This window comes from Bacillus sp. FJAT-27986 (genome assembly GCF_001685035.1).
Lineage (GTDB): Bacteria > Bacillota > Bacilli > Bacillales > Pradoshiaceae > Pradoshia.
This window is the reverse complement of the sequence record NZ_MAYV01000016.1, coordinates 68994-94216: the sequence shown is the minus strand read 5'-3', so window position 1 is coordinate 94216 and position 25223 is coordinate 68994. Positions and strand designations below refer to the sequence as shown.

26 protein-coding genes are annotated in these 25223 nt (G+C 35.4%); 22 read left to right on the top strand and 4 right to left on the bottom strand.

Translation table 11 applies throughout. The features are described from left to right. The first annotated feature begins 93 nt into the window (after positions 1-93). From A8L44_RS13385 to A8L44_RS13315, 15 genes are all read left to right on the top strand, one after another. Positions 94-1029 (top strand): glycosyltransferase, encoded by a 936-nt coding sequence (locus A8L44_RS13385; protein ID WP_066107176.1) that lies wholly within the window; start codon positions 94-96, stop codon positions 1027-1029. 53 nt (positions 1030-1082) lie between these two features. Beyond that, the gene (locus A8L44_RS13380) at positions 1083-2111 is read left to right on the top strand and encodes a hypothetical protein (RefSeq protein ID WP_066107173.1); all 1029 of its coding nucleotides are present in this window, start codon (positions 1083-1085) and stop codon (positions 2109-2111) included. A gap of 40 nt (positions 2112-2151) precedes the next feature. Further along, positions 2152-2928, top strand: a complete 777-nt coding sequence (locus A8L44_RS13375) for a GT-D fold domain-containing protein (RefSeq protein ID WP_066107169.1) — start codon at positions 2152-2154, stop codon at positions 2926-2928. A 91-nt stretch (positions 2929-3019) separates the two neighbouring features. Continuing rightward, complete coding sequence (locus A8L44_RS13370) at positions 3020-4027, top strand: glycosyltransferase family 2 protein (protein WP_066107166.1); 1008 nt, start codon at positions 3020-3022, stop codon at positions 4025-4027. 285 nt (positions 4028-4312) lie between these two features. Beyond that, positions 4313-4801, top strand: coding sequence for a dihydrofolate reductase (locus tag A8L44_RS13365; protein WP_066107165.1), 489 nt, complete (start codon positions 4313-4315; stop codon positions 4799-4801). Between the two features lie 25 nt (positions 4802-4826). After that, a complete protein-coding gene (locus tag A8L44_RS13360) occupies positions 4827-5555 on the top strand; it encodes a lysophospholipid acyltransferase family protein (RefSeq protein WP_254654727.1) in 729 nt (242 codons plus the stop codon). Between the two features lie 274 nt (positions 5556-5829). Beyond that, complete coding sequence (ilvA, locus tag A8L44_RS13355) at positions 5830-7098, top strand: threonine ammonia-lyase IlvA (RefSeq protein ID WP_066107163.1); 1269 nt, start codon at positions 5830-5832, stop codon at positions 7096-7098. Between the two features lie 148 nt (positions 7099-7246). Continuing rightward, entirely contained in the window at positions 7247-7441 is a 195-nt protein-coding gene (locus A8L44_RS13350; protein WP_066107160.1) for a twin-arginine translocase TatA/TatE family subunit, read from the top strand. Positions 7442-7520: 79 nt separating this feature from the next. Further along, positions 7521-8264 carry a twin-arginine translocase subunit TatC gene (gene tatC, locus A8L44_RS13345; RefSeq protein ID WP_066107156.1) on the top strand — a complete coding sequence of 248 codons (744 nt, stop codon included), beginning with the start codon at positions 7521-7523 and terminating at the stop codon, positions 8262-8264. A gap of 330 nt (positions 8265-8594) precedes the next feature. Beyond that, the gene (locus tag A8L44_RS13340; RefSeq protein WP_066107152.1) at positions 8595-9437 is read left to right on the top strand and encodes a DegV family protein; all 843 of its coding nucleotides are present in this window, start codon (positions 8595-8597) and stop codon (positions 9435-9437) included. A 142-nt stretch (positions 9438-9579) separates the two neighbouring features. Continuing rightward, entirely contained in the window at positions 9580-11190 is a 1611-nt protein-coding gene (locus A8L44_RS13335; protein WP_066107148.1) for a sensor histidine kinase, read from the top strand. Positions 11191-11315: 125 nt separating this feature from the next. Continuing rightward, entirely contained in the window at positions 11316-12416 is a 1101-nt protein-coding gene (locus tag A8L44_RS13330) for a metallophosphoesterase (protein WP_066107145.1), read from the top strand. A 157-nt stretch (positions 12417-12573) separates the two neighbouring features. Then, positions 12574-13158, top strand: coding sequence for an SCO family protein (locus tag A8L44_RS13325; protein ID WP_175354300.1), 585 nt, complete (start codon positions 12574-12576; stop codon positions 13156-13158). Between the two features lie 94 nt (positions 13159-13252). Then, positions 13253-14116 carry an SGNH/GDSL hydrolase family protein gene (locus A8L44_RS13320; RefSeq protein WP_066107142.1) on the top strand — a complete coding sequence of 288 codons (864 nt, stop codon included), beginning with the start codon at positions 13253-13255 and terminating at the stop codon, positions 14114-14116. Next, complete coding sequence (locus A8L44_RS13315) at positions 14091-14687, top strand: YpmS family protein (RefSeq protein WP_066107139.1); 597 nt, start codon at positions 14091-14093, stop codon at positions 14685-14687. Before A8L44_RS13320 ends, A8L44_RS13315 begins: the two co-directional genes overlap by 26 nt. Before the next feature lie 150 nt (positions 14688-14837). Here A8L44_RS13315 and A8L44_RS13310 read toward each other — a convergent pair whose 3' ends face one another. From A8L44_RS13310 to A8L44_RS13300, 3 genes are all read right to left on the bottom strand, one after another. After that, on the bottom strand, positions 14838-15215 hold the full coding sequence (locus tag A8L44_RS13310; protein ID WP_066107136.1) for a hypothetical protein: 378 nt from the start codon (positions 15213-15215) through the stop codon (positions 14838-14840). 32 nt (positions 15216-15247) lie between these two features. Then, complete coding sequence (locus A8L44_RS13305) at positions 15248-16279, bottom strand: IS1595 family transposase (protein ID WP_066107131.1); 1032 nt, start codon at positions 16277-16279, stop codon at positions 15248-15250. Positions 16280-16372: 93 nt separating this feature from the next. Then, on the bottom strand, positions 16373-17110 hold the full coding sequence (locus A8L44_RS13300; protein WP_066107128.1) for a DUF4397 domain-containing protein: 738 nt from the start codon (positions 17108-17110) through the stop codon (positions 16373-16375). Positions 17111-17276: 166 nt separating this feature from the next. On the opposite strand from A8L44_RS13300, the gene msrA reads away from it, so the two are divergent. From msrA to A8L44_RS13285, 3 genes are all read left to right on the top strand, one after another. After that, entirely contained in the window at positions 17277-17801 is a 525-nt protein-coding gene (msrA, locus tag A8L44_RS13295; protein WP_373925470.1) for a peptide-methionine (S)-S-oxide reductase MsrA, read from the top strand. A gap of 35 nt (positions 17802-17836) precedes the next feature. Then, positions 17837-18226 (top strand): peptide-methionine (R)-S-oxide reductase MsrB, encoded by a 390-nt coding sequence (gene msrB, locus A8L44_RS13290; RefSeq protein ID WP_066107820.1) that lies wholly within the window; start codon positions 17837-17839, stop codon positions 18224-18226. A 316-nt stretch (positions 18227-18542) separates the two neighbouring features. Beyond that, entirely contained in the window at positions 18543-19319 is a 777-nt protein-coding gene (locus tag A8L44_RS13285) for a DUF7683 domain-containing protein (RefSeq protein ID WP_066107121.1), read from the top strand. Between the two features lie 118 nt (positions 19320-19437). Here the strand turns inward: A8L44_RS13285 and A8L44_RS13280 are convergent, their stop codons facing one another. Then, complete coding sequence (locus A8L44_RS13280) at positions 19438-20538, bottom strand: SGNH/GDSL hydrolase family protein (RefSeq protein WP_077248139.1); 1101 nt, start codon at positions 20536-20538, stop codon at positions 19438-19440. Positions 20539-20686: 148 nt separating this feature from the next. Between A8L44_RS13280 and A8L44_RS13275 the strand changes: the two genes are divergently transcribed. From A8L44_RS13275 to A8L44_RS13265, 4 genes are all read left to right on the top strand, one after another. After that, the gene (locus tag A8L44_RS13275) at positions 20687-20848 is read left to right on the top strand and encodes a YjcZ family sporulation protein (RefSeq protein WP_066107118.1); all 162 of its coding nucleotides are present in this window, start codon (positions 20687-20689) and stop codon (positions 20846-20848) included. A gap of 209 nt (positions 20849-21057) precedes the next feature. Further along, positions 21058-22521: an NAD(P)/FAD-dependent oxidoreductase gene (locus A8L44_RS13270; protein WP_066107115.1), complete on the top strand. Its 1464-nt coding sequence runs from the start codon at positions 21058-21060 to the stop codon at positions 22519-22521. A 305-nt stretch (positions 22522-22826) separates the two neighbouring features. Beyond that, the gene (locus A8L44_RS18600; RefSeq protein WP_308810532.1) at positions 22827-23066 is read left to right on the top strand and encodes a YozE family protein; all 240 of its coding nucleotides are present in this window, start codon (positions 22827-22829) and stop codon (positions 23064-23066) included. Between the two features lie 102 nt (positions 23067-23168). After that, entirely contained in the window at positions 23169-24923 is a 1755-nt protein-coding gene (locus A8L44_RS13265) for an ATP-binding protein (protein ID WP_066107114.1), read from the top strand. The last annotated feature ends 300 nt before the right edge of the window (positions 24924-25223 follow it).

Here is a 25223-nt window from a genome sequence, read left to right as displayed (position 1 = left end):
CACGATTTGGGTATTTATAGTTACCTTTTGCGAAGTTATTCATAGTATGAAAAGACAAGTTGTAATTTCTAATATTTTTAAGGAGGGAAACAAGTGCGAAAAATAAACCTTCTTGTGACGACTGGTGATTTCAGCAAATATATATCCCCAGAGTTTCACTATTTATTGATGGAGGTAGCCAAGCTAACAAATTTAACTGTTTGGCATGAGTCAGGCGATATTAAGGATATTCTGAAAAAAGTAGAAGTTCAACCGGATTTTATTTTCATAAATGAATTCGGAGAAAGTAACTCTCCAAAAATTACAGGCCTCAGCACTTTGGAAATCCCTTTTGCAGTTAATTTATATGATATTCATTATCATATTAAGGATAGGAAAGAAGCTCTCCATGCTGATAATGTAAAGCATATATTTGTGTATTATCGCGATAAGTTTCTCGAGTGGTATCCGGAGTTTGCGCATATGATGAAATGGCTGCCCAAACATATTAATCCAGCTATTTTTAAAGATTATAAGTTAGAAAAAGAAATAGATTATTTGTTAATGGGGGCGGTACACCATCGGGTCTATCCGATTAGACATAAAGTTGTACAAGCTATGAAAGATAAGCCTGGATTTGTTTATCATGAGCATCCTGGTTATCGAAATATAGATGATGACGAAGAGAATGTATTTGCTGGTGAAAAATATGCAAAAGAAATAAACCGCTCCAAAATGTTTTTTACATGTAATTCAAGATATGAGTATGTTCTTACAAAATATTTAGAAGTACCGGCCTCCAGGACTTTGTTGCTAGCTCCCTCATCGAACGAGTTAGAAGACATGGGATTTGTACCAGGAGTGCATTTTGTGGAGATCAATGAAGATAATTTTCAGGAAAAGGCGCAGTATTATCTGGAGAATGAATCAGAAAGGTATAAGATTTCTAAACAAGGCTATTTGATGGTTCATGAACACCATACGACGAAAAAGCGTGCAAAACAATTTGTCGAGTTGATTCAGGAAATAATAACAAATGAACAGAAGTAAGGAAGATAGATTAATCATAAATGCTTGTGCTTATTATGAGAGGAAGGAATTGAATGTCTGAACTTAATTCTGATGAGATTGCAAAGATTCTGAGCTTGGATTCGTTTGAGATTTTGGAAAGAGAGTTGATACTTGACGCCTCAAAGAGAATAGAGCGTATCAAATGGCGGGAAAATAAAAATGCTATACCCGAACAAATATTAATTAAATATGGAAGAGATTCAGCGATACTGGTTGAGGTGCTTTTTTATAGTAAATTATCTAACTCTGTAAAAGAACAAATCCCAAAAATCATAGCCTATGATGCCCATAATAATGTAAAGGTCCTGATTCTAGAGTGGATAGAAGGAGTAAACCCAGATTTTAGTGATCAAGCAATCGTTAAAAGGGTTTATAAAGATTATGGGAAGTTTGCAGCTAAGTGGGGAAATCAAATAAATGAGTTTGATAATGATAAGATTGATAAATTGATAAATACGAACGAAGATTATAGAGGGAAGTTAGATCACTTTATTGACAAAATATCTATTCGTAACCATATTGATGAAATCTATGAGGGTATTAAATTCCGTGAAAGCAGAGAAGATCTTTTGAAAATGATTGGCGGATCTGAATTTTTAGATTTAATTAAAAGAATGGATCAAAAATGGATATTGCAAATAATCCATAAATTATACGGAGTACCATGTACATTGCATCCTGGTGATGTTTCGAAGTTTAATACGTTAATTAGCTATTCTAATGACCAGGTTTTAATTATTGATTTTGAGAATATGAAAATTGGACCGATGACTTTATTGATGGAATATATTGGTGAGGAAGATATTCATGTTCCTACAAGTCAGTTAAATGAAACAGCTTTGAGGTCCTATGTTGACGGATGGAATAAATACAGTTCACAGCCAGTTAAATGGGAACCATTTTATGGTAGTTATCTCGCAGCACGAATCCTTTATAAATGTTATTTAATTCAATGGTATTTAAATAAATTTGAGAATAATAGTCGGAGAACTCCTGAGCAATCATGGGTTACAAAGCATGTAAATGATTTACTAAGCTACTGTAAATGGATAGAAAAATAATCTAATATATGTGATTTTTTTAGCGAAGGGAGAGAGAAATTTGTCAAACCAATTATCAAGCGGTGAAATAATGGACCGTATTTTAAGAAGTTTGAAAAAACAAAGGCCTCTATCGATTGTATCAGTCGGTCAAACCGAAGCCGTTGTGATGGGACAAGATCAATTCGATAAGGATCCTATTTTAAATAAATTTCAAGGCCATTATAGAAAGGAAAAAAAGATAGCCAATAAAGATGTGAAAGAAGGCTTTTATCATCGTGGAATAAGGTTTCCAAACCCCATTGCTCAAATGGAAGGGATTGCCGCGGTGAATAGTGCTGATATTGTGGGTTATAACACAATTGAAGAAAATTCCAAGGAAATCACGGAGCGTGTTTTTTCAATTTATAATATCCAACCAAAAGAGTATTTTGAAGCTAATATTAGAAGAGTTTTTATGAAGTCGCAAAAAGATAAGTTTGAAGAAATATTACGTAACAGAAAAGTATTATTAATTGGATCACTGGCTGAAAAAGCTAAAAAGGGTATGGAAGATAAGTATGGAAAAACATTAGGTGTAAAAGTAGTGGGAGCACTACCTATCTATTCCTATGATGATATACCAACTGTAAAAAAACAGCTTAAAACAATCGATTTTGATATATGTTTTTTAGGAGCAGGGATAAATGCACTTATCCTTACCCCATATATAGCATCCAGGTATGGAAAAGTAGCATTCGATATAGGTTCAGGAATGCAGACATTTATTACGGATGAAATTGTTACTGATTCTTGGATCAATGAAATAATCGGGTTAGATAGATTAATGAAAATGTAGATGTGCTGTTTCTGGCTTATATTGATGGGCTTGAAGAATGAAAATTGGATTGATATCGGAAAATATGATTAGGTAAGTGAGTTGAAAAATCGTGAAAGTATCAATTGTCATTCCGAGTCACAATCGGTATGAACAGCTTAAAAATACAATTGAAGCATTACGGAAACAAAGTCATGATAATTATGAAGTGATGATTGTGGATGATGCATCAGATGATCGCACCAGTACAATTGATCTTCCGAATCATTTTCGTATGGTTCGAAATAATAAAAAAATGGGACTTGCAGAAACAAGGAATATAGGGATTGCCAATACAGATGGGGATTTAATCATTTTTCTTGATGCGGAGATGTTGGTTTATCCTGACTATATTGAAAATCATGTTAAAAGGCATGAGAAATGTGAAAACTTGGTTTTAACTGGCGCCATGTATTATTATTATATAACTCAAAGAGCCCAAAAAAAAATCGTGGACCAGAATATAAACTTCCTAAGTGAAGAATTTCAAAACTTAATCCGTTTTAAAGATTATTATTATTCTAATATCATTGTCCCTTATGGGGATGAATTGGACAAATTTCTGATTCCTTGGGTTGCCTGCATGGGTGGTAATCTTTCAGTGAAGCGTACTTTATTAGACCAGGCGGGAAGGTTTGATCCAAAGTTTATTGGCTATGGATGGGAGGACTGGGAATTAGGGTACAGGCTCCACCAGTGTGGTGCTACATTTAAAGTGGATCGTGCTGTGGGGACAATTCATCAAGAACATGAAGTTAACAAGAAAAGATTACAGGAATCTTTACTAAATTATCGCTATTTCATGGATAAACATCCTTCAATTGAAGTGTATGCTATGAGTTTAGAGCTGATTAGCGAGCAAGTAACAATAAGAGATATTAATCAATTACTCCATAAATATGACCAACTTTACAACAAGGACCTGAGGTTAGCATTTTACGAAATTATAAAATATAATGCCCGTTATGTAACAACGGAATTCCAAAAACCTTTTATTTCTAAAAACACAATAAATCTAAATCATCTACCGGAGGGGATTTTGAAAGAAGTTTATATCATGTTACTGAATAAACATGTATAGATTGTTAGAAATTTGACCTTGCAAATCCGTTATTTAAATGGTTAAATAGGTCCATTGACGATTAAGAAGTCAGTAATATTTAATTGTTTCGTATATCAAGTAGTAAATGACTTTTAGTAGTCTGTTAGTCGTAAATATCCAAGTCAATATAACCGTTCCCGACTGTGGTTCGGTTTTTCTCTTATATGTTACTCGATATATGAGATAAAATGATATTAGCAATGATTTTTCGAAGATGGATATTTAAAATTTAACAAGAGAAGATTAAACAAAAGGAGGATTAAAATGTTTTCAATTGTTGTAGCACATGATCGAAATCGCGTTATCGGTATCAATAATAATCTTCCATGGCGTATTCCTGCCGACATGGCCCATGTGAAACAAACCACGATGGGTAAAATTTTAATTATGGGTCGAAAAACGTTTGAGTCTATAGGAAAGCCTCTTCCTGGCAGAACGAATGTCGTTTTAACGAAAGATCCATCGTGGGTCGTTGATGGAGTAAAAGTCGTACACTCAGTGGATGAAATTCTTCAAATAGAAAAAGATACCGATACTGAATGTGTCATATTCGGGGGACAAGTATTATTTGAACAGCTTCTTCCGTATGTATCAAAAATCTATTTGACATATATTGATCATCATTTTGAAGGAGATACATTCTTCCTAGTTCAAAATTATGATGAAGAATGGGAATTGCTTTCATCTGAAAAAGGACCAAAAGACGAAAGAAATCCATACGATTATTATTTTAAAGAATACATACGCAAGTAGGGTTCGATACAGGAGGTTTATTACATTGCTACGGTTAGTTTATATGGTTATTTATTTATGTGGCTTTTTATTGTACAGCTTACCAGGACTATCTAAAATGAAGAAGGTTTATGAGAAAAATAATGCTCATGACGATGTGGAAATTCAACAAATTCCGAAAAAATGGGCAAAAGGATTTTTAAAGAATTCAGGCTGTGAGCTGGAAGTCGTAGGGTCCGAAAATATTCCGGATGGGCCAGTATTATTTGTAGGAAATCATGAAGGGGATTTTGATATACCCGTATTAATGGCTGGTATCTCCAAGCCGTTTGGCTTTATTTCAAAAATTGAAGTAAAAAAAATTCCGATTGTTGCTGGCTGGATGGAAGTAATGGGCTGCGTGTTTATGGATCGTAAGGATCGACGTGCTTCTATACAGGCTATTAGAGAAGGGGTACAGAAATTAAAGGATGGCCACTCAATTCTCATTTTTCCAGAGGGTACTCGCAACAGAGGTAAGGAGATTGGTGAATTTAAAGCGGGCTCATTGCGTCTTGCTAAAGATACTAGGGTGCCGATTGTACCTTTTATGATTACAGGTACTGCGGACTTGTTTGAGAATAACAATAATAAGATAAAGCCTGGGAAGGTTAAACTTGTTATATTGCCTGCGATTACCTCTGAACAATACGAAGAAGAGGGAATGACAGCAGTGGCTGAACATATTCATACTAGAATCAAAGAGGAAAGAAGCAATCTGTTAAAGGGTGCATAAATCAAATCAAAGGCATACGTATCATTAGAGCTAGAACGACAAAACAGGTGGAGAAAATTCTACCTGTTTTGTCGTTTTTTGAAGCTTTTAAAAAGTGGTCAGCATTCCATCAAGTGATCAATGTAGCCAAATTAATCACACGGAATTAATTTGTAAATTATTAAAAGTATATCAGTTAAATTTTATTAAATTGATTTTTCTAAAAATTCTGTTGATTTATTATTCGTACCTGCTATAATTTATAAATTAATAAAAAAGTAATGGAGGAGAGCATATGAGGCATCTGGTGAAAACAAATGAAGGGGTATCGCCTGAACAAATTTTAATCGCGTATCAGCAATTAAAAGACAAGGTTGCTCACACTCCTTTGCAAAGAAATAAGAGGTTGTCAGAAAAGTATCATTGTAATGTTTATTTGAAAAGAGAAGACCTTCAATATGTACGTTCTTTTAAATTGCGTGGGGCATTTTATGCGATGCTAAATCTATCGAAAGAGGAATTGCAAAATGGCATAGTATGCGCCAGTGCCGGCAATCATGCTCAGGGAGTAGCTTACGCATGTAATGAATTAAAGGTGATGGGTAAAATCTACATGCCTACAACCACTCCAAGACAAAAAGTTAATCAAGTGGAGTTATTTGGAAAAGAATATGTGGAAATTATCCTGATTGGTGATACGTTTGATGATTCATTTATAGAAGCAAGGAAGTGCGAGGAAGCAGAAAATAGAGCATTCATTCATCCGTTTAATGATCAAAATGTCATTTCTGGACAAGGTACGGTAGCTGTAGAGATATTTCATGATATAGACGTACCCGTTGACTATATTTTTGGTAGTGTTGGCGGCGGCGGATTGATGTCAGGTATAGCTGCGTACAGTGCGAGTATATCTCCCGTTACTGCCTGTATTGGCGTAGAGCCGGTTGGGGCACCATCTATGCAAACAGCAATCAAAGAGGGGCAGGTGGTTAAACTTCCGCAAATTGATTCCTTTGTTGATGGAGCTGCCGTAAAAGAGGTTGGAGAGAAAACATTTGCTATTTGCCGTGATTTGCTTAAGGATGTGGTTACTGTGCCGGAAGGAAAGGTATGTACCACGATTCTGGAATTATATAATGAGCACGCGATTGTGGCTGAACCGGCTGGAGCTATGTCCGTTGCAGCACTGGATTTGTATCAAGAGCAATTGGTGGGAAAAACGGTCGTGTGCATCATTAGCGGTGGCAATAATGATATTGGGAGAATGCAGGATATTAAAGACCGCTCTCTTCAATATGAAGGTCTCCTGCATCATTTCATTGTTCATTTCCCACAGCGGGCGGGTGCTCTGCGAGAATTTCTCGATGAGGTGCTTGGACCGAATGATGACATAACCAGGTTTGAATATACGAAGAAGAATAATAAAGACAATGGTCCTGCACTTGTTGGCATCGAATTGCAAAAAAGAGAGGATTATAATGGACTGATGCAGCGAATGGAGACTAAAGGATTCCAGTTTGTTGAAGTAAAGAAAGGAAGCAGCCTTCATCAATTTTTAATATAAGTTAGAATGGTAGATTTATTTAACAAAACGAATTCCTAAATAAGTAAAAGTTAGTATATTCTGTTTGTATATGAAATTATTACTTTTCTTTACCTTTAAAACAATTATAATAGAATTAGATTCATTTCAGCTTGGGAGGGAGAAAAGAATGTTTTCAAATATTGGTGTACCAGGATTGCTGTTAATCCTTTTGCTTGTCCTGATTATCTTTGGACCTAAAAAGCTACCTGAAATCGGCAGAGCTTTCGGTCAAACATTACGTGAATTTAAAAATTCTACAAAAGATTTAACCAGTGATGTAGTGGATGATATAAAGGATGTTAAAAAAGAGATCAATAAATAATTTAATAGTTTATTTAAAAGAGGTGTGAGAATTTATTCTTGCACCTCTTTAAAGGGATTCAGAAAGGCGTGACTCTAGTTTGGAAGAGAAAGAATTAAATATGATAGAGCACCTTGATGAATTGAGAACAAGGTTAATCATCACAGTAACTGCTTTTATACTGTTTTTATGTGTATCTTTTTTCTTCGTTAAAGACATATATAAATTTTTTACTCGTAATGTAGATGAGAAGCTTATTGTACTTGGCCCTAGTGATGTTATGTGGATTTACTTTACAATAGCCTCCATAGTGGCTATTGCCTGTACAATACCTGTTCTAGCAATTCAACTCTGGCTGTTTATTAAACCTGCACTTTTGAAACACGAACAAAAAATTGCATTATCCTATATACCTGCATTATTTCTTCTGTTTATAGCAGGATTATCCTTTGGCTATTTTGTCATCTTTCCAATCGTTATGAGTTTCTTGACAGATTTGGGTAATGATGTGATGACGACATCCTATACGGCAGATAAATATTTGAAATTTATTATTCATATGTCATTGCCGTTTGCATTTCTCTTTGAATTGCCAGTCGTCATGATGTTTTTGACGTCCTTGGGTATCTTGAATCCGTATATTATGGCGAAGTATCGGAAATACGCATATTTTGTGTTAATCGTGGTTGCGATTATTATTACACCGCCTGAATTTTTATCTGATTTTGTAGTTTCAGTTCCGTTATTGCTGTTATATGAAATCAGCATTTCACTATCAAAATTTGTATATAAACGAAAGCTAATAAAAGCAGAACAGTACGAACTGGAACAGGATTTAAATTAAGTACGAAATTTGAATGCAGCAGAGTGTGAATCTACAGTGATTCACACTCTTTTTATTTTTAATAATAGAATAGCTTGGAGTTTATATACATGATGAGGGGAAATAATAAATAGTTAAATTTAGGAAATATATATTTAGTACAGCTGCATGCCAGTTATGCTTTCGTTTAACGTAAATCGATTAACAAATTTACATGGTAGGATTTGCTGGAATTGAGTATTTGAATTATAAGAATTTTTCATAAACTTATATTAAGGAAAATGAAATTCATTTAAATTTAATTTTCTACCATGTATAATATGATTAGTCATACATATAGGAAGTGAAACTATGCCAAATATTAAAATTGTTACTGATTCCACGCTTGATCTGCCAAAGGAGATCATCGCAGAAAATGACATAACAGTTGTACCACTCTCAATTACAATAAATGGCGAAACATACATTGATGGAGTAGATATTACATCTAAAGAATTTATTACCAAAATGCAGCAATCAGAAGAATTGCCAAAAAGTTCCCAGCCCCCAGCAGGTGAATTTCTGGAAGTATATAATAAACTTACAGAAGATGGAAGTGAAGTGTTGTCTATTCATATGACTGCTCAAATGAGCGGTACTGTGCAATCGGCTCAAACTGCTGCCAGAATGGCTGATGGGAAAGTTGCAGTAGTTAATTCCAAATATATATCCAATGCACTGGGATTCCAGGTACTAGCGGCATCTGAAATGGCAAGAGAAGGTAAAACGATGGATGAGATTGTTGAAAAATTGGATCATATTAGGGAAAATACTCGACTTTTTGTGGTGGTGGATACCCTTGAGAATCTAGTTAAGGGCGGCCGAATTGGAAAAGGAAAAGCTATGTTAAGTTCTCTCTTAAATATCAAACCGATTGCTTCACTTGATACAGGAGAGTATACTCCTGTAGCGAAAGTGAGAAGTCAAGGCCAAATCGTGAAATTCTTAGTAAAGCAGCTTATGCAGGATATTGAGGGGAAAGTTCTAAAGGGGATTGGCATAACCCACGCAGATGCAATCGAACTTGCAACAAAATTGAAAGAAATGATCATCCGTGAACTTGGTATAGATGATGTACCAATTTATGAAACAACACCGATTATTAGTACACATACGGGAATTGGGGCAATCGGCTTTATGTATTACGCCGACTAATGTAACAGTAAGAGAAATGCACTATCCAAGATCGAGATAGTGTATTTTTTTTTGATTTTGCGATTATTTTATATTTATTACAGGAAAACTGCCTAATTTTGTCTAATTATAGATAGATACTATGAAACTGTGTGAGGGATCTATGAAGAATATAAAAAAGTCGATGTCAATCAAACGCAAAATTTTGACGCTATTAGTCTTGTTAATGCTCATTACTATCATTCTTATCTCGATTATTGGGTATAAATTAATGAATGCTTATACAGAAGATATATTGTATGAAAGAGGTAAGGGGATGGTTATGTTTGGCTCATCAATGATTCCCTCCCGATTAATAAATGAAGCTTCAGTTAATACTGATTCCTCAATAGGTGCAAGGTCTAAACTGAAAACCTATCTGAACGAAATGGATAAACAGAGTAATCACTTATTTTCCGGACATATTATTTTATATAACGAAAATAAAAAGCATTATGAAATCATCAGTGCATCAGATGGTACTCAACCTAATGGTATAAAGGAAGGGTCTCCCTTTATACCAAGCAAACGAACCCTACCTTATATTCAAAAGGTCATACATGGTGAAAATCCGCAAATAACAGAAATATATAAGGAATCTTCGAATAAATGGGTCAATGCCTATGCTGGAATTGATGGATTAGAAGGGTCTAATAAAGCTATATTAGCGGTGACAATCAATGCAGATGAAGTGTTCACGAAAAACTTGTATTGGTTACTCCTATTCATTGGAAGTATATTAATTATTTTTTGTATGGCATATGGTGTCCTTTGTCATTATTTAAATAAATTAATGGGCCCTGTTCATAAGTTGATTATAGGGATAACGAAGGTAAGTCAGGGTGAATTTAATATTAAGTTAACCGAAGATTCCTCAACAGAATTTGAGGAGCTTTTTGAACAATTCAACTATATGGTTCATCAGCTTCATATTTTATTTGAAAAGCTTTCAATTACTTCAGTACAAATTGGTTCTAAATCTAATAATGAAATGCTGATTAATAATTTTGATGAAGCCATAAAGGAAATTGATAATATTGTATATAGGACGAGTATCCAAAAAGAGCTGCAACAAGCTGAAAAAATGAACGCCATTGGACAATTAGCAGCATCTGTTGCTCATGAGATTCGAAATCCTATGACCGTTGTGAAAGGATTTCTGCAAATCTTCCAAAATAAAAGCAAGTTATCTGAAGAGGAATTATCATATATAAAATTAATGGTGGACGAAATCAATCGGGCTGAAGGAATTATTAACGATTATCTATCTCTTGCCAAGCCGGACTTAGGATCGAAGGAATATGTGATGTTATCAGAGTTCTCAGCTCATATTGTTGATTTAATGAACGGATATGCCTTAATGGTCAGCAATATTCATTTACACTTCGAATTGGATTTTGACTTGGAAATATACATAAATACAAACGAAGTGAAGCAGGTATTAATCAATATTATGAAAAATGGGATTGAGGCAATGAAGGATGGCGGCGAACTGACTTTATCCATTCAGAAAGAAGGAGAGTGTATAGTCTTTTCGGTATCAGATACAGGTAATGGTATGAGTGAGGAACAAATAAAACGTTTAGGCACAGCCTTCTACTCATTAAAAGATAAAGGAACCGGCATTGGATTGATGGTTTGTTATCAAGTTATCGAGAGAATGAAAGGGAAAATTGAAGTCGAAAGTGAGAAAAACAAAGGAACAACTTTTAAAGTGTATGTCCCTTTTAGTTGATATGGAATAAAATAAAAATCAAATAAATTAACAATCAAGAATAGGTAAGTCATAATAAAGTAGGATGTTACCTTATTAAACTAAAATGATAAAAGTCATGTGAAAAGGAGTCTTATGGAATACATATGTTCATTCTTATTCTGATTATTGCACTGCTGCTTTATGGTGGCCTCGTCTACTATATAGGCTGGCGGGGATATCGTTGGCTACGACCGGAATCTTCAAGCCGACGATTTAAAATCCTATACAGCCTCATCATTATACTTGCAGCAAGCTCATTTATAATTGGCCGCTTTTCTGGGCTGACATTTTTAAATATTGCTGGAGCTTATTGGATGGCATGCTTTTACTTACTGTTAATGCTAGTTCCTCTTGCTCATATTACAGTTATTCTTCTACGCCTGACACGGCTGCATCGGCCGAAAACGCAGTTATGGGCAGGGATCATCACTTTAGGGCTGTTAATAACATTTATGATATACGGTACATATAATGCCTATAGCCCAGTCGTACGTAACTATGAAATTAAGATGGATAAAGGTTCCTCGTCTCTCGAAAACCTACATATCGTGATGGCTGCAGATACACATTTTGGGTTGCTATCGGGTAAAGACCATGCGGAGCGTTTTGTAAAGAAAGTTAACGAACTGAATCCTGATTTAATCCTTTTGCCTGGAGATTTATTTGATGATGATGTTCAACCATTCCTTGATCAGAAGATCGATCGGATATTATCCAAGCTTCAGGCACCATATGGGGTGTATGCATCCCTTGGAAATCATGATAAGCACGATGGTACGATGCAGGAACTGATTGAAGCGGTAGAGCGCAGCGGAATTCAAGTGCTGTACGATGAAACCGTAGAGGTTAAAGAAGAATTCACTCTCATTGGGCGCAAGGATCGAACTGAGGAAGATAGGTTGCCTTTAGAAAAATTAATGAGCGGTGTAAATCTCGAAAAGCCCGCCATTTTGTTGGAACATCAGCCCTATGAACTTGATATTGCGCAGCAAGAAGGCGTTGACTTAATGGTTTCCGGTCATACCCATCGCGGCCAGATTTTTCCGGGAAATCTAATTACTGAAGCGATATATGAAAATGATTGGGGCTATTTAAAAAAGGGTCAGATGGACTCGATCGTAACATCCGGTTTTGGTTTTTGGGGACCGCCTATTCGGATTGGTACACGCTCTGAAATTGTGACGATTCAAATTCAGTTCGAGTAGGGTTTTATAACGAGTCAAAGAAACTCAAACGAAACTACCAATGTTTAAATCTCAAAAGGATAAAACAATCTGTCAATCAAAGGCAAAATACTTTTGTGAAAATACAGATTTTGATAAAATTAACAGTATTAGAGATTAAACACAGGGTGGTTAATTCATGAACTATTTTGGCAAAATAGCAATGGTATTTTTTCTGGTTTTCATTATTAATGGTTGCTCTCAACAAGAAATACCTAATGCGGTAAATTGGAAGGTAGAAGATTTTACTTTTACAGACCAAAATGAACAAAAAGTATCAAAAGGTGATTTAGAAGGAAAAGTATGGATCGCTGATTTTATCTTTACAAATTGCAATACAGTATGTTTGCCGATGACTTCCAATATGAAAAAGCTTCAAAATATGATTACTGAAGAAGGTCTTGAGGATGTACATTTTGTTTCCTTTAGTATCGATCCGGAAGTAGACAATCCTTCTATTTTGAAAAAATACGGGGAAAGCTTTCAGGCGAATTTCGATAATTGGAGCTTCTTAACAGGGTATGACCAAGAAACGATTGAAAGCCTGGCGAAGGATAGCTTTAAAGTATTGGTGCAGAAGCCTGCTGAAGGGGACCAGGTAATTCATGGAACGAGCTTTTCATTGGTCGATCAAGAGGGCACAGTTGTTCAGCAATATTCTGGTGTTGAAGGTATTCCATTCGAGGATATTATTAAACATATAAAAATACTACAGTCAAATTAGGGGCAGGGGAAACCTGTCTTTTTTTATATGATAAGGATATTTATTGTAACTATAATGAATATAATAAAGAGTAATCTTTAGGCAGGTGACAGCTATGTTTTGGAAAACCTTGATAACTGTGATTATGATATTTATGCTTTCAGGATGCAGTCCTTATCAATATTTTTTTGGAAAGCAAGTGGAAGAACATTCAGCCTCATCTATAACAAAAGCATTAAAGCGGGAAATTCCGAATGATTTCTTTCCAACCGATGTGAAGGTAGTTTCACTGGGGGATTCATTGACCCAGGGTGTTGGGGATAGCAGTGATCAAGGGGGATATATTCCTTATTTAGTCTCCTATTTAGAACAAAATAAGGGGATAAGAGAAGCGGAATTTACCAACCACGGTATCCGCGGCAATCGATCTTCAGATCTTTTAAGACGGCTGAATACGCCACAGTTAATAGCCGATATACAAACTTCTGATGCCATTATCATTACGATTGGCGGAAACGATATCATGAGAGTTGTAAAAGAACAATTTACAAATTTAACCATACAGGATTTTAATCTGGAGGCTATTCAATATGAAGAGCGACTGAAAGAAATCTTTAGTATAATTAGACAATATAATAAAGAAGCAGAAATTTATTTTGTTGGCTTGTATAACCCTTTCGGGAAATGGATATCAGCATTTCAGGAACTGGATATTATCATGGATGATTGGAATAGCGTCAGTGAGGGAATAGTTTCTGAGGATCCAAATGCTTTTTTTATCCGAATTGATGATGCATTCTCAAAATCAAATGAAAATCTTTTATACAAAGAGGATTATTTTCATCCGAATGACAAGGGCTATGAGATTATTGCTTCACGTATATATGAGAAAATGAAAGAGAGTACTGTTAAAAACATAAATACGATGAGGATGGTACAAGAGGGGGAGAAGAATGAGGAGAATCTTCAAAATAGATAACAAGTGGAAAGGACTTTTTTTGGGGCTATTGGCAATCAACCTAATTGCAGCCTGTATCCTGATTTATTGGACGACTCGTCCGATAAAGGATGAAGAATCATTAAATAAACTAGCCACTAACGATGAAAAAGTGGAGATACCGTTTACATCCAATAAGGAAGACCTTAATCGGATTATTAATTATTATATTGAGGAAGAAAGCTCAGATAGTCCAATTAAATATGAGGTGCTTTTAAAGGAAAGTCTTGAATTGTACGGAACATTATCCGCGTTTGGCAGAAATGTCGAAATCAAGGTGTTATTTGAACCAGTTACACTCGAAAATGGGGATTTACTTTTAAAGCATGAAGCTATTCAAATTGGCGGTATGAGCTTGCCGGCAACATTTGTATTGAATTACATTAACGAAAAATATGATACACCTGAATGGGTTATGATACGACCTAAAGAAAAAAACATATATTTGGCATTAAGCCAAATGGATCTTAAGAGTGGAATCACAGTTAAAGCAAAGTCTTTTGATCTCAAAAATGATGAAATTAAGTTAAGTTTGTTAGTTCCGGTAGAATAATTGTAAAAAGAGGAATTGTACCATGAGTCCATGGATGCAATTCCTCTCATTTTTTAAATGGCTCTGTTAAATTTTAATGTTGATTTTTTCAATAAAGTTAGGGAAACTCACTCGAATAAAAGTTTCCCTATGTTTTCAAATGTTTAAAATCTATTCTTTTATTGCATTGGCTCCAATTTTCCATTTCATAAAAAGATTTATGTCGTGTATAGCGTCAATTATTCTCCAATTGTATTCTTGATTATCTCGGAGTTCTTTCAACACTATTGGTTTAACTATATGTTTTTCCAACATACCTTTTGTTCTTGCGATGTAGGCAAAACCTAAAATCGCATTCGCCCTTATTAGAGGATTCTCGTGTTCAGATAACTTGGCACATAAATCCTGTGCATACTTCCAATTTATATGATACTCTCCGACAGAAAGAGGAAGAGGAATAAGTTCATAGATTCTGTTCCTATCTAAAATTTCATTTAATTGTTGGTTTGATAAATCCTCAAGCGGTTTGTAAACCTTTTTTTCAGTCAAAGAATCGTCACCTGATTTCGTAAGTTATATGGTTATTTCACGCTAAATTTGGCTAACCGTAAACTGTCATATGTGTCCGTCATTTCAAATACAAATGAAGTTAATAAAAATTCTTTAATATGCTGTTTAGTGCTTTCGTTGCTACGACTATCGACAAACAAAAACCAGGAAAGGTAATTATCCAGATACTTTGTAGCCACACCTTTAAAGCGGCCTATCCACTGTTTTAGACGAGAATGAAGACCGTTGACATTTTGGATGTGATACAAACCCTTGATAACGTGTTTGCCACCGTCTGATTTAATACGGTAATGCTCTAAACCTTTTTCTTTCGCATAGGTTTTGTAAGCCCTCCAAGCATCGGTTACAATCACGTTGTCTTTGGAAAGTTTAGAACCAATTAAGGCATCGACTTTCAGTTTTATAATACGCCCCATACAAGCAACTTTGGAGACCGTTGCTTTTGTTCGGTCTCTGGCAACGAGGACACAAACCTGTTCGTGGCTGATTCCTCTCTGCTTGGATTTCCCGCCACGTTTGCGTGGTTTGCGTTCAATAATGCTACGTTGTCCTTTTTGAGAGTATAGGAAATAGGTCTCGTCCATTTCAACGATTCCCTCAAAGTGGTCAAAATCCATTTGTTTTAAGGCGTTTAATAGTTTGTGTCTCCAATAAAAAAGAGTAACCCAAGTGACCCCTACGATTTCAGCAGATTTTCGCAGAGAATAGCCTTTGAACATACAATCAACAAATGTAATCCATTCGTTAGCCTTTCGAGTGCGGTACAAGACGGTGTTGGTTGTGTCAGTAAAGGTTTTGCTACAACATTTACATTGATACCGTTGCCGTCCCTTATATTTTCCGAACCGAACAACGTGTTCCGATGAACAATGAGGACACTCGAATCCTTCCTTGAAGCGAGTTTCCCTCATTTCATCAATTAATCGACCACCAGCAGAGGAAGAAGGGTCAACATAGCGTTTAACCCATTGATAGACTTGTTCTTTTTGGGTGTGTGGTAATTTGTCAATATACTTTAACAAGTTGCTAAACGCTTTGCCCACCTTGACAACCTCCCCGAATATTCGTTCTTATATTGATTATATCAAGGATTCGGACAGGTATCAAAAATCAACATTTACATTTAACAGAGCCTTTTAAATAAACACAATTTCCGGGTCTTTATGTTCGTTTCCCGAGCTTAAAATAAGCATTGTGTATATTTGGTCGGGATGGAGGGTGACGGAAAAAGGATCAAGAATCATTTCTTTCGATTTTGAACATTTCACTAAAAATTCTACTGTCATCGGAGTCAATCCAAGATAAGAGCTGGGCTTTTTATAGGCTAAATTAGAAAATATGGTATCTCCACCTGTTACAGCGATATCGATACCAGCCGAATCAGGATTTAGATTTAAACAGTTTAACTTTGTCTCCCTGGTCGGAAGAGTAAGATTATCCTCGATTGAAAAGAGAGAATATCCATTTTGATTCGCTGCAGCAATAATGGTATAAGGGGTTCCTTCTTTAATGTCTACTTTTCTGCTTAACAAAGCGGAATGTGATTGGCCGCTCGGATAAAGGTCAAATTCATATTTCCCCTCAGGCAGTGATAAATAATGACTAACAGATTTAGATGGGACGTTCTTGAAAATCCGTGTTCCATTTATATATAAATCTATGCTTTTTACAGATGGAAGGGCATGGAAAAACTTTATCTTACCAAGCGTAGTCCGCTCATTTCCTGCCCCTTGATGAAGTAACTGTTCCATATAATGCAGATGTCTGTAGTAATACTTAATATACAAATCAGGATTTGTATATTTGTAATACTGGGAGAGTAAATCGTATTCCTTTGCCTTCTGATAATAGCTTTGTCCATTCATAGAGGACATTGGTCTCACTCCTTGCACTTCCAAATTATATTCTAGCTATATGCAAGAGAGCTTAGGCATGTGTCTTTATATGAGAAAAGTCTTAAGCAAACCATTTTCTTAATTAACAATAAAAGGGTAGAATATCAATACGTTTATAAATATAAACTCAAAAGGGGGTAGGATGATGGAAAAAGCAATATTTGCCGGTGGGTGTTTTTGGTGCATGGTAAAACCCTTTGACACATTTCCAGGAGTAAAAAGTGTTATTTCAGGCTATACAGGCGGACATAAAGAAAATCCTACTTACGAGGAAGTTTGTTCAGGTAGTACTGGACATGTAGAAGCAGTAGAAATTACATTTGATCCCGCTATTATAAAATATAAATCAATTGTGGAGTTATTCTGGCAGCAAATTGACCCAACAGATGCAGGCGGACAATTTTGTGATCGAGGAGACTCCTATAAGACAGCCATTTTCTATACAACCGAGGAACAAAAGGAAATTGCGGAGCAATCCAAAAAAGAGTTGGGTAACAGCGGTAGATTTACAAAGGAAATTGTAACACCGATTCTTCCTGCCAAAACCTTTTATCCAGCTGAGGAGTACCATCAGCATTTCTATAAGAAGAATAAAGATCATTATGAATCCTATCAAGTAGGTTCAGGGCGTTCAGGGTTTATTAAAGAGCATTGGGGTGAAAATAATTGACCAATTATTCTGATCGTCTAAAAGAACTAACACCTATGCAATATGACGTAACCCAGCGAAGTGGTACAGAACCGCCTTTTCGAAATGAATACTGGGACAACCAACAAGAAGGGATCTATGTGGATATCGTTTCGGGAAAGCCACTCTTCAGTTCAAAGGATAAATATGACGCGGGGTGTGGTTGGCCAAGTTTCACAAAACCTATTGATGAGTCTGAAGTAATCGAAAAGGACGACTATTCACACGGCATGCGTCGCGTAGAAGTCCGGAGTAATGAAGCGGATTCTCATTTAGGTCATGTATTCCCCGACGGTCCGGGTCCTGCAGGGATAAGATACTGCATTAATTCTGCTGCACTAAAGTTTATACCAAAAGAAGAATTGGAAAAAGAAGGATACGGGCGATATGTAAAGTTGTTCAGCTGATATTAAATTGTAAAGGATAATCTCTCTAAGTGAGGACACCGTTGCCTGCTTGGGTGATTATCCTTTTTGTTATGTAATCCGTATTCGTAATAGAGCAAATGGGTTTTGGAAAATGTGAATCTGTTATTTTTTCTTTATGATATATTTTTACATCATATACCTAACGGGTTCTCGTTTCATTTTAAGAGCTTTTATAGCCTTAAATTCCCTTGCAAAACACGAGATGTTAAAAAGAAAACTCCTGCAATTTGGAATTTCAATATGAAATTTAATGTAAATGATATACTTTACTTACGGAGAATGGAGGAGGGGCAGGGTGGTTAAACAAATAAATTTTCAGTGGTGTGTCACAAAGTTTAATCCTGATTTTAGGGATGAAAATGGGTACTATACCATAGCGGAGGAATGGACTTGTCCTTCTGAAATAGGGGAATTTATTAATGGGAAGGAATTCACTTTTCATGAATATCTTCAGGTTGAGACAGCTTATATAAATTCCATGATTAAATTCATGGAGGAAAGTAATATTGATTCACTAAGAATTTTGCAATTGGATAAGAAGATTTCTGAAGAAGACCTTACATCACCTTTATACGAACAGGAATTTGAAAAGCTGGTTCTCAAAGAAGACCTGTTGGTAAACAAAAATGAATTGCGTTTGATTTGCAAAATGATTTTGCGAAATTTTATATGGTGTAAGCTCTATAGTAAAGATCAATTCTTCATACACTTTGGCTATGATTACTATATGTATATTGGGTCTAATGTAAATTGTCAATCCGCTATTCAATTTGCTGAAAGTAATGGACTGTTTGTTGAACAATGTACGTCGCCATATTTTTTCTCTGAGGAAGAAACAACTAGGATGATTCAATGGAACGAAATTAGTGATGAAGATAAGATCGTTATTGGTGAAGAGGAACTAGTATCTATTCCATTAGATGACTATCGCAGGATTTTCAACCTATCAGCAGAGCATCCAGTTACAGGCTACTTTAAAATAGAAAAAGAACAAATGGGATTTTTTCAAACATTTTTGAAGCACAGGATGAATTTTTGTAAATATGAGTATTGCTTTTGCGGTGAAAAGTAATTGAAAAGAGGAAGCATATTCGCTTCCTCTTTTGCTGTTACGTGTTATTTTTTCTAGTGGAAAATGAATTGAGATTCTAAATTCAAAAAGAGAAACCGTAACAAACAGTAGTTCCTTATTAATCTTTATCCTTTTCAAGTATCCCAGAAATCCTAATATAAGATTCGTTCGTTGAATTGTATTTACTTTGAAGTCCGGTAGGAACAATCTTTAGTTCATGTGTACCTTCCCCGAGGTTATTGGCCAGATAAATATATCTTTCTTTTTGAAAGGGCCACCAAGTACTGATGGTACTATGAAATTGATCATCTATATAAATATTCGCCGTACCACCATCTGGACCGCGAAATAAAACGGCGCCAACAATTGGTCCATTAAATTGATAGATTAATTGACTCTTTTCTTTATTTGAATGGAGAAATCCATTATGTTTCGTAAACCCGTTATTATAATTGTATCGACCATTCATTTTTAATTGATACTCGTTTTGAATATATTTGGCTTTAGGCAGAGTCACTGATTTTTGTGCGTGATCCAATGTACTAAGGGTGTTAAAGATTTCATTCGCATATAAAGAGTACCCTTTTCCATTTGGATGAACGGAGTCCTTTGTTAATTCAGAAATCGATAATGGCGACTGTTTAAAGACTGGTCGCATATCTACTGGGACAGCTCCATAATGCTGGCTGATATCCTTGATTGTTTGGGCAAACCCCTCATCCGGCAAGCTGCTCTCAATCACAGTTATTACGTTTGCTTGTGGTGCACTGATTTTAGCGTGCCTGATTAGATTCTCATACAATTCGGCAAAATCGTCTTTCAGCATGTATTTCCTGTCATTTTCACCAAAAACAATGAAGATTAAATCTGTGTATGGGGAAACCTTTGTTTCTTGCAATTTATAGATGCCTTCAAATGAAGTGGCACCGCTTTGAACAATATATTGTCCGTTCATTTTGCTTCCATATTTCTCATGAATCATGTTTTCTAATTGGGAGAACCAAGTAAGTTCAGGCTTTTCTGCTCCCGATCCGCGACCAATACTGTCACCTAATACTAAATAGCGAATTGTTTGTCCATTCTCTAATTTATCCATTAAGCCTTGTGTTTGGCTTTTGCTGTAAAATACATTAAAACTGAAAAAAAACAATAAACCTGTGGCAACCATCACAACAAGTAATAACCCTTGCTTGCGTTTGAAAATACGATTAACCCCCATTTTTCTTTCTATAATCTAGTCTGATGTTACAATAATGTTACAATATTTACATAAAAAAGGCAATCAAATTAGGCGAATGCACATACCTAAAGGGCGAATAACACATATAGTAAAAATGTAATGATGAACTTCTAAAGGAGTGAAACAAATGTATTACGGTGGTCAAGATGGATGTTTCAGCGGTTGCGGTGGATATGGTTACGGTGGAGGTTACGGACACGGAGGCGGTTTTGGTTCCGGATTCGCATTGATTGTTGTGTTATTTATCCTCCTTATTATTATCGGTGCTTCTTTCTGCAGCCCTTGCTGATTAAAGGGAAAAAGGACGGTTATCCGTCCTTTTTTAATGGATTGGTAAAAAAACATCTTATGTTTGGATAAAAACTACATATAAACACTTTAAAGACGAACAAAAATATAATTTACAAAAATAATGTTCGTATTTTCTGTTGACGGTTCATGTTCGCTTTGGTATGATTTTTAGTGCGGAGCAGACCTATAAATGGAGGAGATCCTCATATGAAAACGAATTATGATGTAATTATCGTGGGTGCCGGTCCTGCCGGAATATTTGCTGCCTACGAATTTACTCTAAAATTACCGGAAGCGAAGGTTCTTTTAATTGATAAAGGTCATGATATATATAGACGGAACTGCCCAATATTACAGAAGAGAATAGTTAAATGTCCGCCACCTACTAATCGAAAGAGCTTTGCGGGTTGTTTGCCTGCTTGTTCCATTACGAACGGATTTGGTGGAGCTGGTGCGTATTCTGACGGGAAATTTAATATTACAAGCGAATTTGGCGGGTGGATGACAGATTATTTATCAAAAAATCAAGTTGTGGAACTGATAAAATATGTAGATGCAATTAACATAAAGCATGGTGCTACTGATACGCTTACGAATCCAATGAGTGAAGAAGTGCGCCGAATTGAGAAGTCAGGCTATGCAGCAGGGTTAAAGCTATTGCGAGCTTATGTACGTCATTTAGGAACGGAACAGAATCTTGAAATTTTAAAAAGTATTTATGAATATTTAAAAGACAGAATAGATATGGTTTTTAAGGCAGAAGTAGAAGATGTATTAACTGAAAAGCAGGATAACCAATATGTAGCCAAAGGAATTGTTCTTAAAGATGGAGAAAAGCTATATTCTGATTATGTCGTGGTCGCACCGGGGAGAGACGGTTCCAAATGGTTAACAGAGATTCTTAAAAAACGTAAATTTAAAATGACGAGTAACCAGGTTGACATTGGTGTGAGGGTTGAAACATCCAATGTGGTAATGGAAGAAATCAATAAACATTTATATGAAGGTAAATTTATCTACAATACCTCTGTTGGTACGCAGGTTCGCACATTCTGCTCCAATCCTTCCGGGCATGTTGTAGTTGAAAATCATTCTGGAATTATGCTGGCGAATGGTCATGCTTATAAAGATCCTGAACTTGGCAGTGATAATACAAACTTTGCATTACTGGTATCCCATAAATTTTCTGAGCCGTTTGATAAGCCTACAGAATATGCCCATGAGATATCAAAACTGGCAAATGCCCTTTCAAATGGCGGTTTAATTATTCAAAAGTACGGCGATATTTTAAAAGGAAGACGATCTACTGTTAAGAGAATAAAAGAAGGTTTTATCGAGCCTACTTTGAAAGAAGCAGTTCCAGGAGATTTAGGCTTGGTTTTACCCTACAATACAATGAAAAGTTTAATAGAAATGACCGAAGCATTAAATAAAGTAACGCCAGGATTAGCATCTGAGCACACATTGTTTTATGGAGTAGAGGCAAAATTCTACTCAGCAAGACCAAATTTAGATGAGCACTTTCAGTCAGACATATTAAATTTATATGTAGGTGGAGACGGAGGCGGTATTACAAGGGGATTAGCGCAGGCAAGTGCCTGTGGGGTCTGGGTAGCGCGTGATATTATCCGTAAAGTTCAGGAAGTAAAAGTAGAACCGGTTTTAGTATAATGAAAACCTCGGATTATTCCGAGGTTTTTTTGTGAATTAATGTTATTCTGCAACATTTAATTGTTTTATAATATATGGAAATGTATTGTATTCATGTATACTTGTTACAGAATAGAAAGAAGAATTATCCGCAATATACATAGTACCAAAAAGATTTGGTGTCATTGTTGATTAACAAAATTATTATATAAATGAAGGTAATTCGTATCATTATTCGCGTGAAGTACCCCAAATCAACAAGGTAAATAATAGCATTATGTAGTTTTTTTAGGTAATATGTATAATGCATAATTAATGTTAAATGAGTGGAGCGAAAGCAAGTGAAATCTTTTTATCGATTTTTAAACACATATAGGCATGCCCTGGAGAAAAGTGAGATGTCCATGTTTGCTGAAAATGTTTTTCATGATCCCGGTTTTCCTAAGAATTCGTCTGATTATCATGAAATAAGTCTGTATCTAGAAATGAATGTTGACTATATATTGGACATGAGCCTATTTGACGATGCCTGGAATCTTTACCTTCAGCATATTGGTGAGTTATAGTTTGTAGAAAATCAGATTAACCATATCAAAGCTTTATTAAATTTTTAGTAGGATTCTTAGCTTTTTAGCAATTGAATTTAACAGAAAGAAACAGGTGTTCCTATGCCAGTTCGATTACAAACCCGTTTGTTAAGTTATTCTCTTATTATTTCAACGGTTCCTTTACTATGCCTTGGGATTATTTCGTATTCGACCCAGCGATCGTTAATTGAAAATCAAGTTAGAATGACATTGCGAACGGCCGCTTACCATGCGGCAGATACAACAGATCGTTTTATAGATGAGAGAATCAGTGATCTAGTTTATTTAAGTCGGCATTCCGATATAGAAAGTGACAATAAAACGCATTCATTGAATTTTTTGAAGGAATATGTTGAATCAAAGCCGATTTACTCTGGATATATCTATGTTAATAAGGACGGGGATGTAATTCCCTCGGAGGAGTATAATGATATCACTCCTTATTTTATAAATAGTAAATCCTTCGAAAAATCAAGTGCAGGCATTCAGTATTTGTCTAAAGTGTATAAATTAGATCGTGAAAAGCCATTTTTTTTGATTAGCACACCAATTTATACGAATGATAATGAAATAAATGGAGTATTTGCTCCAACAGTTAATTTATTTTATCTGTGGAAAACGATAGAGTCTAATTTAACACTTGAGCGTGAAAAATTTCCTTATACAGCGTTTATGATTAATCACGAGGGCTGGATTGTATCAGAGCAAAATGAAGATAATATTATGAAAACAAACTTTCTGGAGGAAAATAATCTTTCACTAGATGATTTGATTGCCTCTGATAAGCAAAATGAATTAATTCAATCCAAAGATGGCAAGCAGTTATTTGCTGTGAAACCAATCAAGGAAAGAACTGATGCCCAGGAGCAGTGGTATGTGGTTACCGAAGCTAGTAAAAAAGTTGTATATGCTCCATTGCTGCAATTAATTGATCGTTATCTAATGATAGGGTTAATACTGCTGATTGGTATTTTACTATTTGTCTATTATATATCTAAAACAGTAGTTAAGCCTGTTGTCAGGATGGCAGAAGGTGTGGAGAGATATACGAACGGAAAAAAATATAACCAAATTGAAAGTACATATCATGAGCTAAATGTACTTAATAGGGCCTTTATTTCCATGATAGAAACCTTGGAACAACGGGAAAAGGAGATTCTCAGAACGGAGAAGCTTAAATATGTTGGCCAATTAGCGGCCGGAGTAGCCCATGAAATCAGAAATCCTATTACGACGATTCGGGGGCTTTTCCAACTATTAAGAGATCATCCCTATGATGAAAAAATATTTAAAAATTATATTGATATCATTATAGAAGAATTAAACCGTATGAATAGAATAGTCGGCGAATTATTGAATCTATCAAAACCATATCAATTAATCTTGAAAAAATATTCAGTTACTGAGTTGATTGAAGAAATTATTTTACTGCAAAGAGCGGAGTTAAATAAAAATAATATAACAATATTAAAAGATATTCATCATGAAGGAATCATTTATACAGATCGAAATCGTCTTTATCAAGTAATTTTAAATATAATCCAAAATTCTCGAGATGCTATGAAAGATGGCGGAACGATCAGCATTTTAACAGATTGTTTTGAGAATAAAATGAAATTAATCATTAAGGATAATGGACCGGGTATTCCAGCAGAAACGTTATCCAAGCTTGGTACCCCATTCTTTACGACTAAAGAAAATGGTACCGGATTAGGACTGGCAACGAGCATGAAAATCATGGAAGAGTTAAAAGGTACATTTGAAGTAACAAGCGTAGAAGGAGAAGGAACGAGCGTTATTCTAACCATTCCTTCCGATGAAGATATTTCTACTTAACTATCGCATGAAAATTTCTTGGCAATCTGCTTATTCATATTTACTTGAATAAGTGGATTGCTTTTCTTTTTTACGAAAAAGATTGTATTAGTTGAAATTAAAAACTATGTCTTTTTCCGACAGTCATAGAATGGGTAACAATTGATTTACTGTAAATACAGTAGGGGACAGGAAGAAAGCAGCCAACTCTGTCACAAATCCAGTCTAAATCGGTGAATTAAGCCAAAGTCAAAAATATAAATCTTTCCCCAATTTAATCCTTTTACTGAATCAAGTCTTGTTTTTTCGGGAAGATGGCTA

What these genes read in the sequence shown, in the direction of transcription:
- A8L44_RS13380 (WP_066107173.1), top strand. Translation starts at nt 1,083, where the DNA reads ATGTCTGAACTTAATTCTGATGAGATTGCAAAGATTCTGAGCTTGGAT.
- A8L44_RS13365 (WP_066107165.1), top strand. Translation starts at nt 4,313, where the DNA reads ATGTTTTCAATTGTTGTAGCACATGATCGAAATCGCGTTATCGGTATC.
- ilvA (WP_066107163.1), top strand. Translation starts at nt 5,830, where the DNA reads ATGAGGCATCTGGTGAAAACAAATGAAGGGGTATCGCCTGAACAAATT.
- A8L44_RS13350 (WP_066107160.1), top strand. Translation starts at nt 7,247, where the DNA reads ATGTTTTCAAATATTGGTGTACCAGGATTGCTGTTAATCCTTTTGCTT.
- A8L44_RS13340 (WP_066107152.1), top strand. Translation starts at nt 8,595, where the DNA reads ATGCCAAATATTAAAATTGTTACTGATTCCACGCTTGATCTGCCAAAG.
- A8L44_RS13335 (WP_066107148.1), top strand. Translation starts at nt 9,580, where the DNA reads ATGAAGAATATAAAAAAGTCGATGTCAATCAAACGCAAAATTTTGACG.
- A8L44_RS13330 (WP_066107145.1), top strand. Translation starts at nt 11,316, where the DNA reads ATGTTCATTCTTATTCTGATTATTGCACTGCTGCTTTATGGTGGCCTC.
- A8L44_RS13325 (WP_175354300.1), top strand. Translation starts at nt 12,574, where the DNA reads ATGAACTATTTTGGCAAAATAGCAATGGTATTTTTTCTGGTTTTCATT.
- A8L44_RS13320 (WP_066107142.1), top strand. Translation starts at nt 13,253, where the DNA reads ATGTTTTGGAAAACCTTGATAACTGTGATTATGATATTTATGCTTTCA.
- A8L44_RS13315 (WP_066107139.1), top strand. Translation starts at nt 14,091, where the DNA reads ATGAGGAGAATCTTCAAAATAGATAACAAGTGGAAAGGACTTTTTTTG.
- A8L44_RS13300 (WP_066107128.1), bottom strand. Translation starts at nt 17,110, where the DNA reads ATGTCCTCTATGAATGGACAAAGCTATTATCAGAAGGCAAAGGAATAC.
- msrA (WP_373925470.1), top strand. Translation starts at nt 17,277, where the DNA reads ATGGAAAAAGCAATATTTGCCGGTGGGTGTTTTTGGTGCATGGTAAAA.
- msrB (WP_066107820.1), top strand. Translation starts at nt 17,837, where the DNA reads ATGCAATATGACGTAACCCAGCGAAGTGGTACAGAACCGCCTTTTCGA.
- A8L44_RS13280 (WP_077248139.1), bottom strand. Translation starts at nt 20,538, where the DNA reads ATGGGGGTTAATCGTATTTTCAAACGCAAGCAAGGGTTATTACTTGTT.
- A8L44_RS13275 (WP_066107118.1), top strand. Translation starts at nt 20,687, where the DNA reads ATGTATTACGGTGGTCAAGATGGATGTTTCAGCGGTTGCGGTGGATAT.
- A8L44_RS13270 (WP_066107115.1), top strand. Translation starts at nt 21,058, where the DNA reads ATGAAAACGAATTATGATGTAATTATCGTGGGTGCCGGTCCTGCCGGA.
- A8L44_RS13265 (WP_066107114.1), top strand. Translation starts at nt 23,169, where the DNA reads ATGCCAGTTCGATTACAAACCCGTTTGTTAAGTTATTCTCTTATTATT.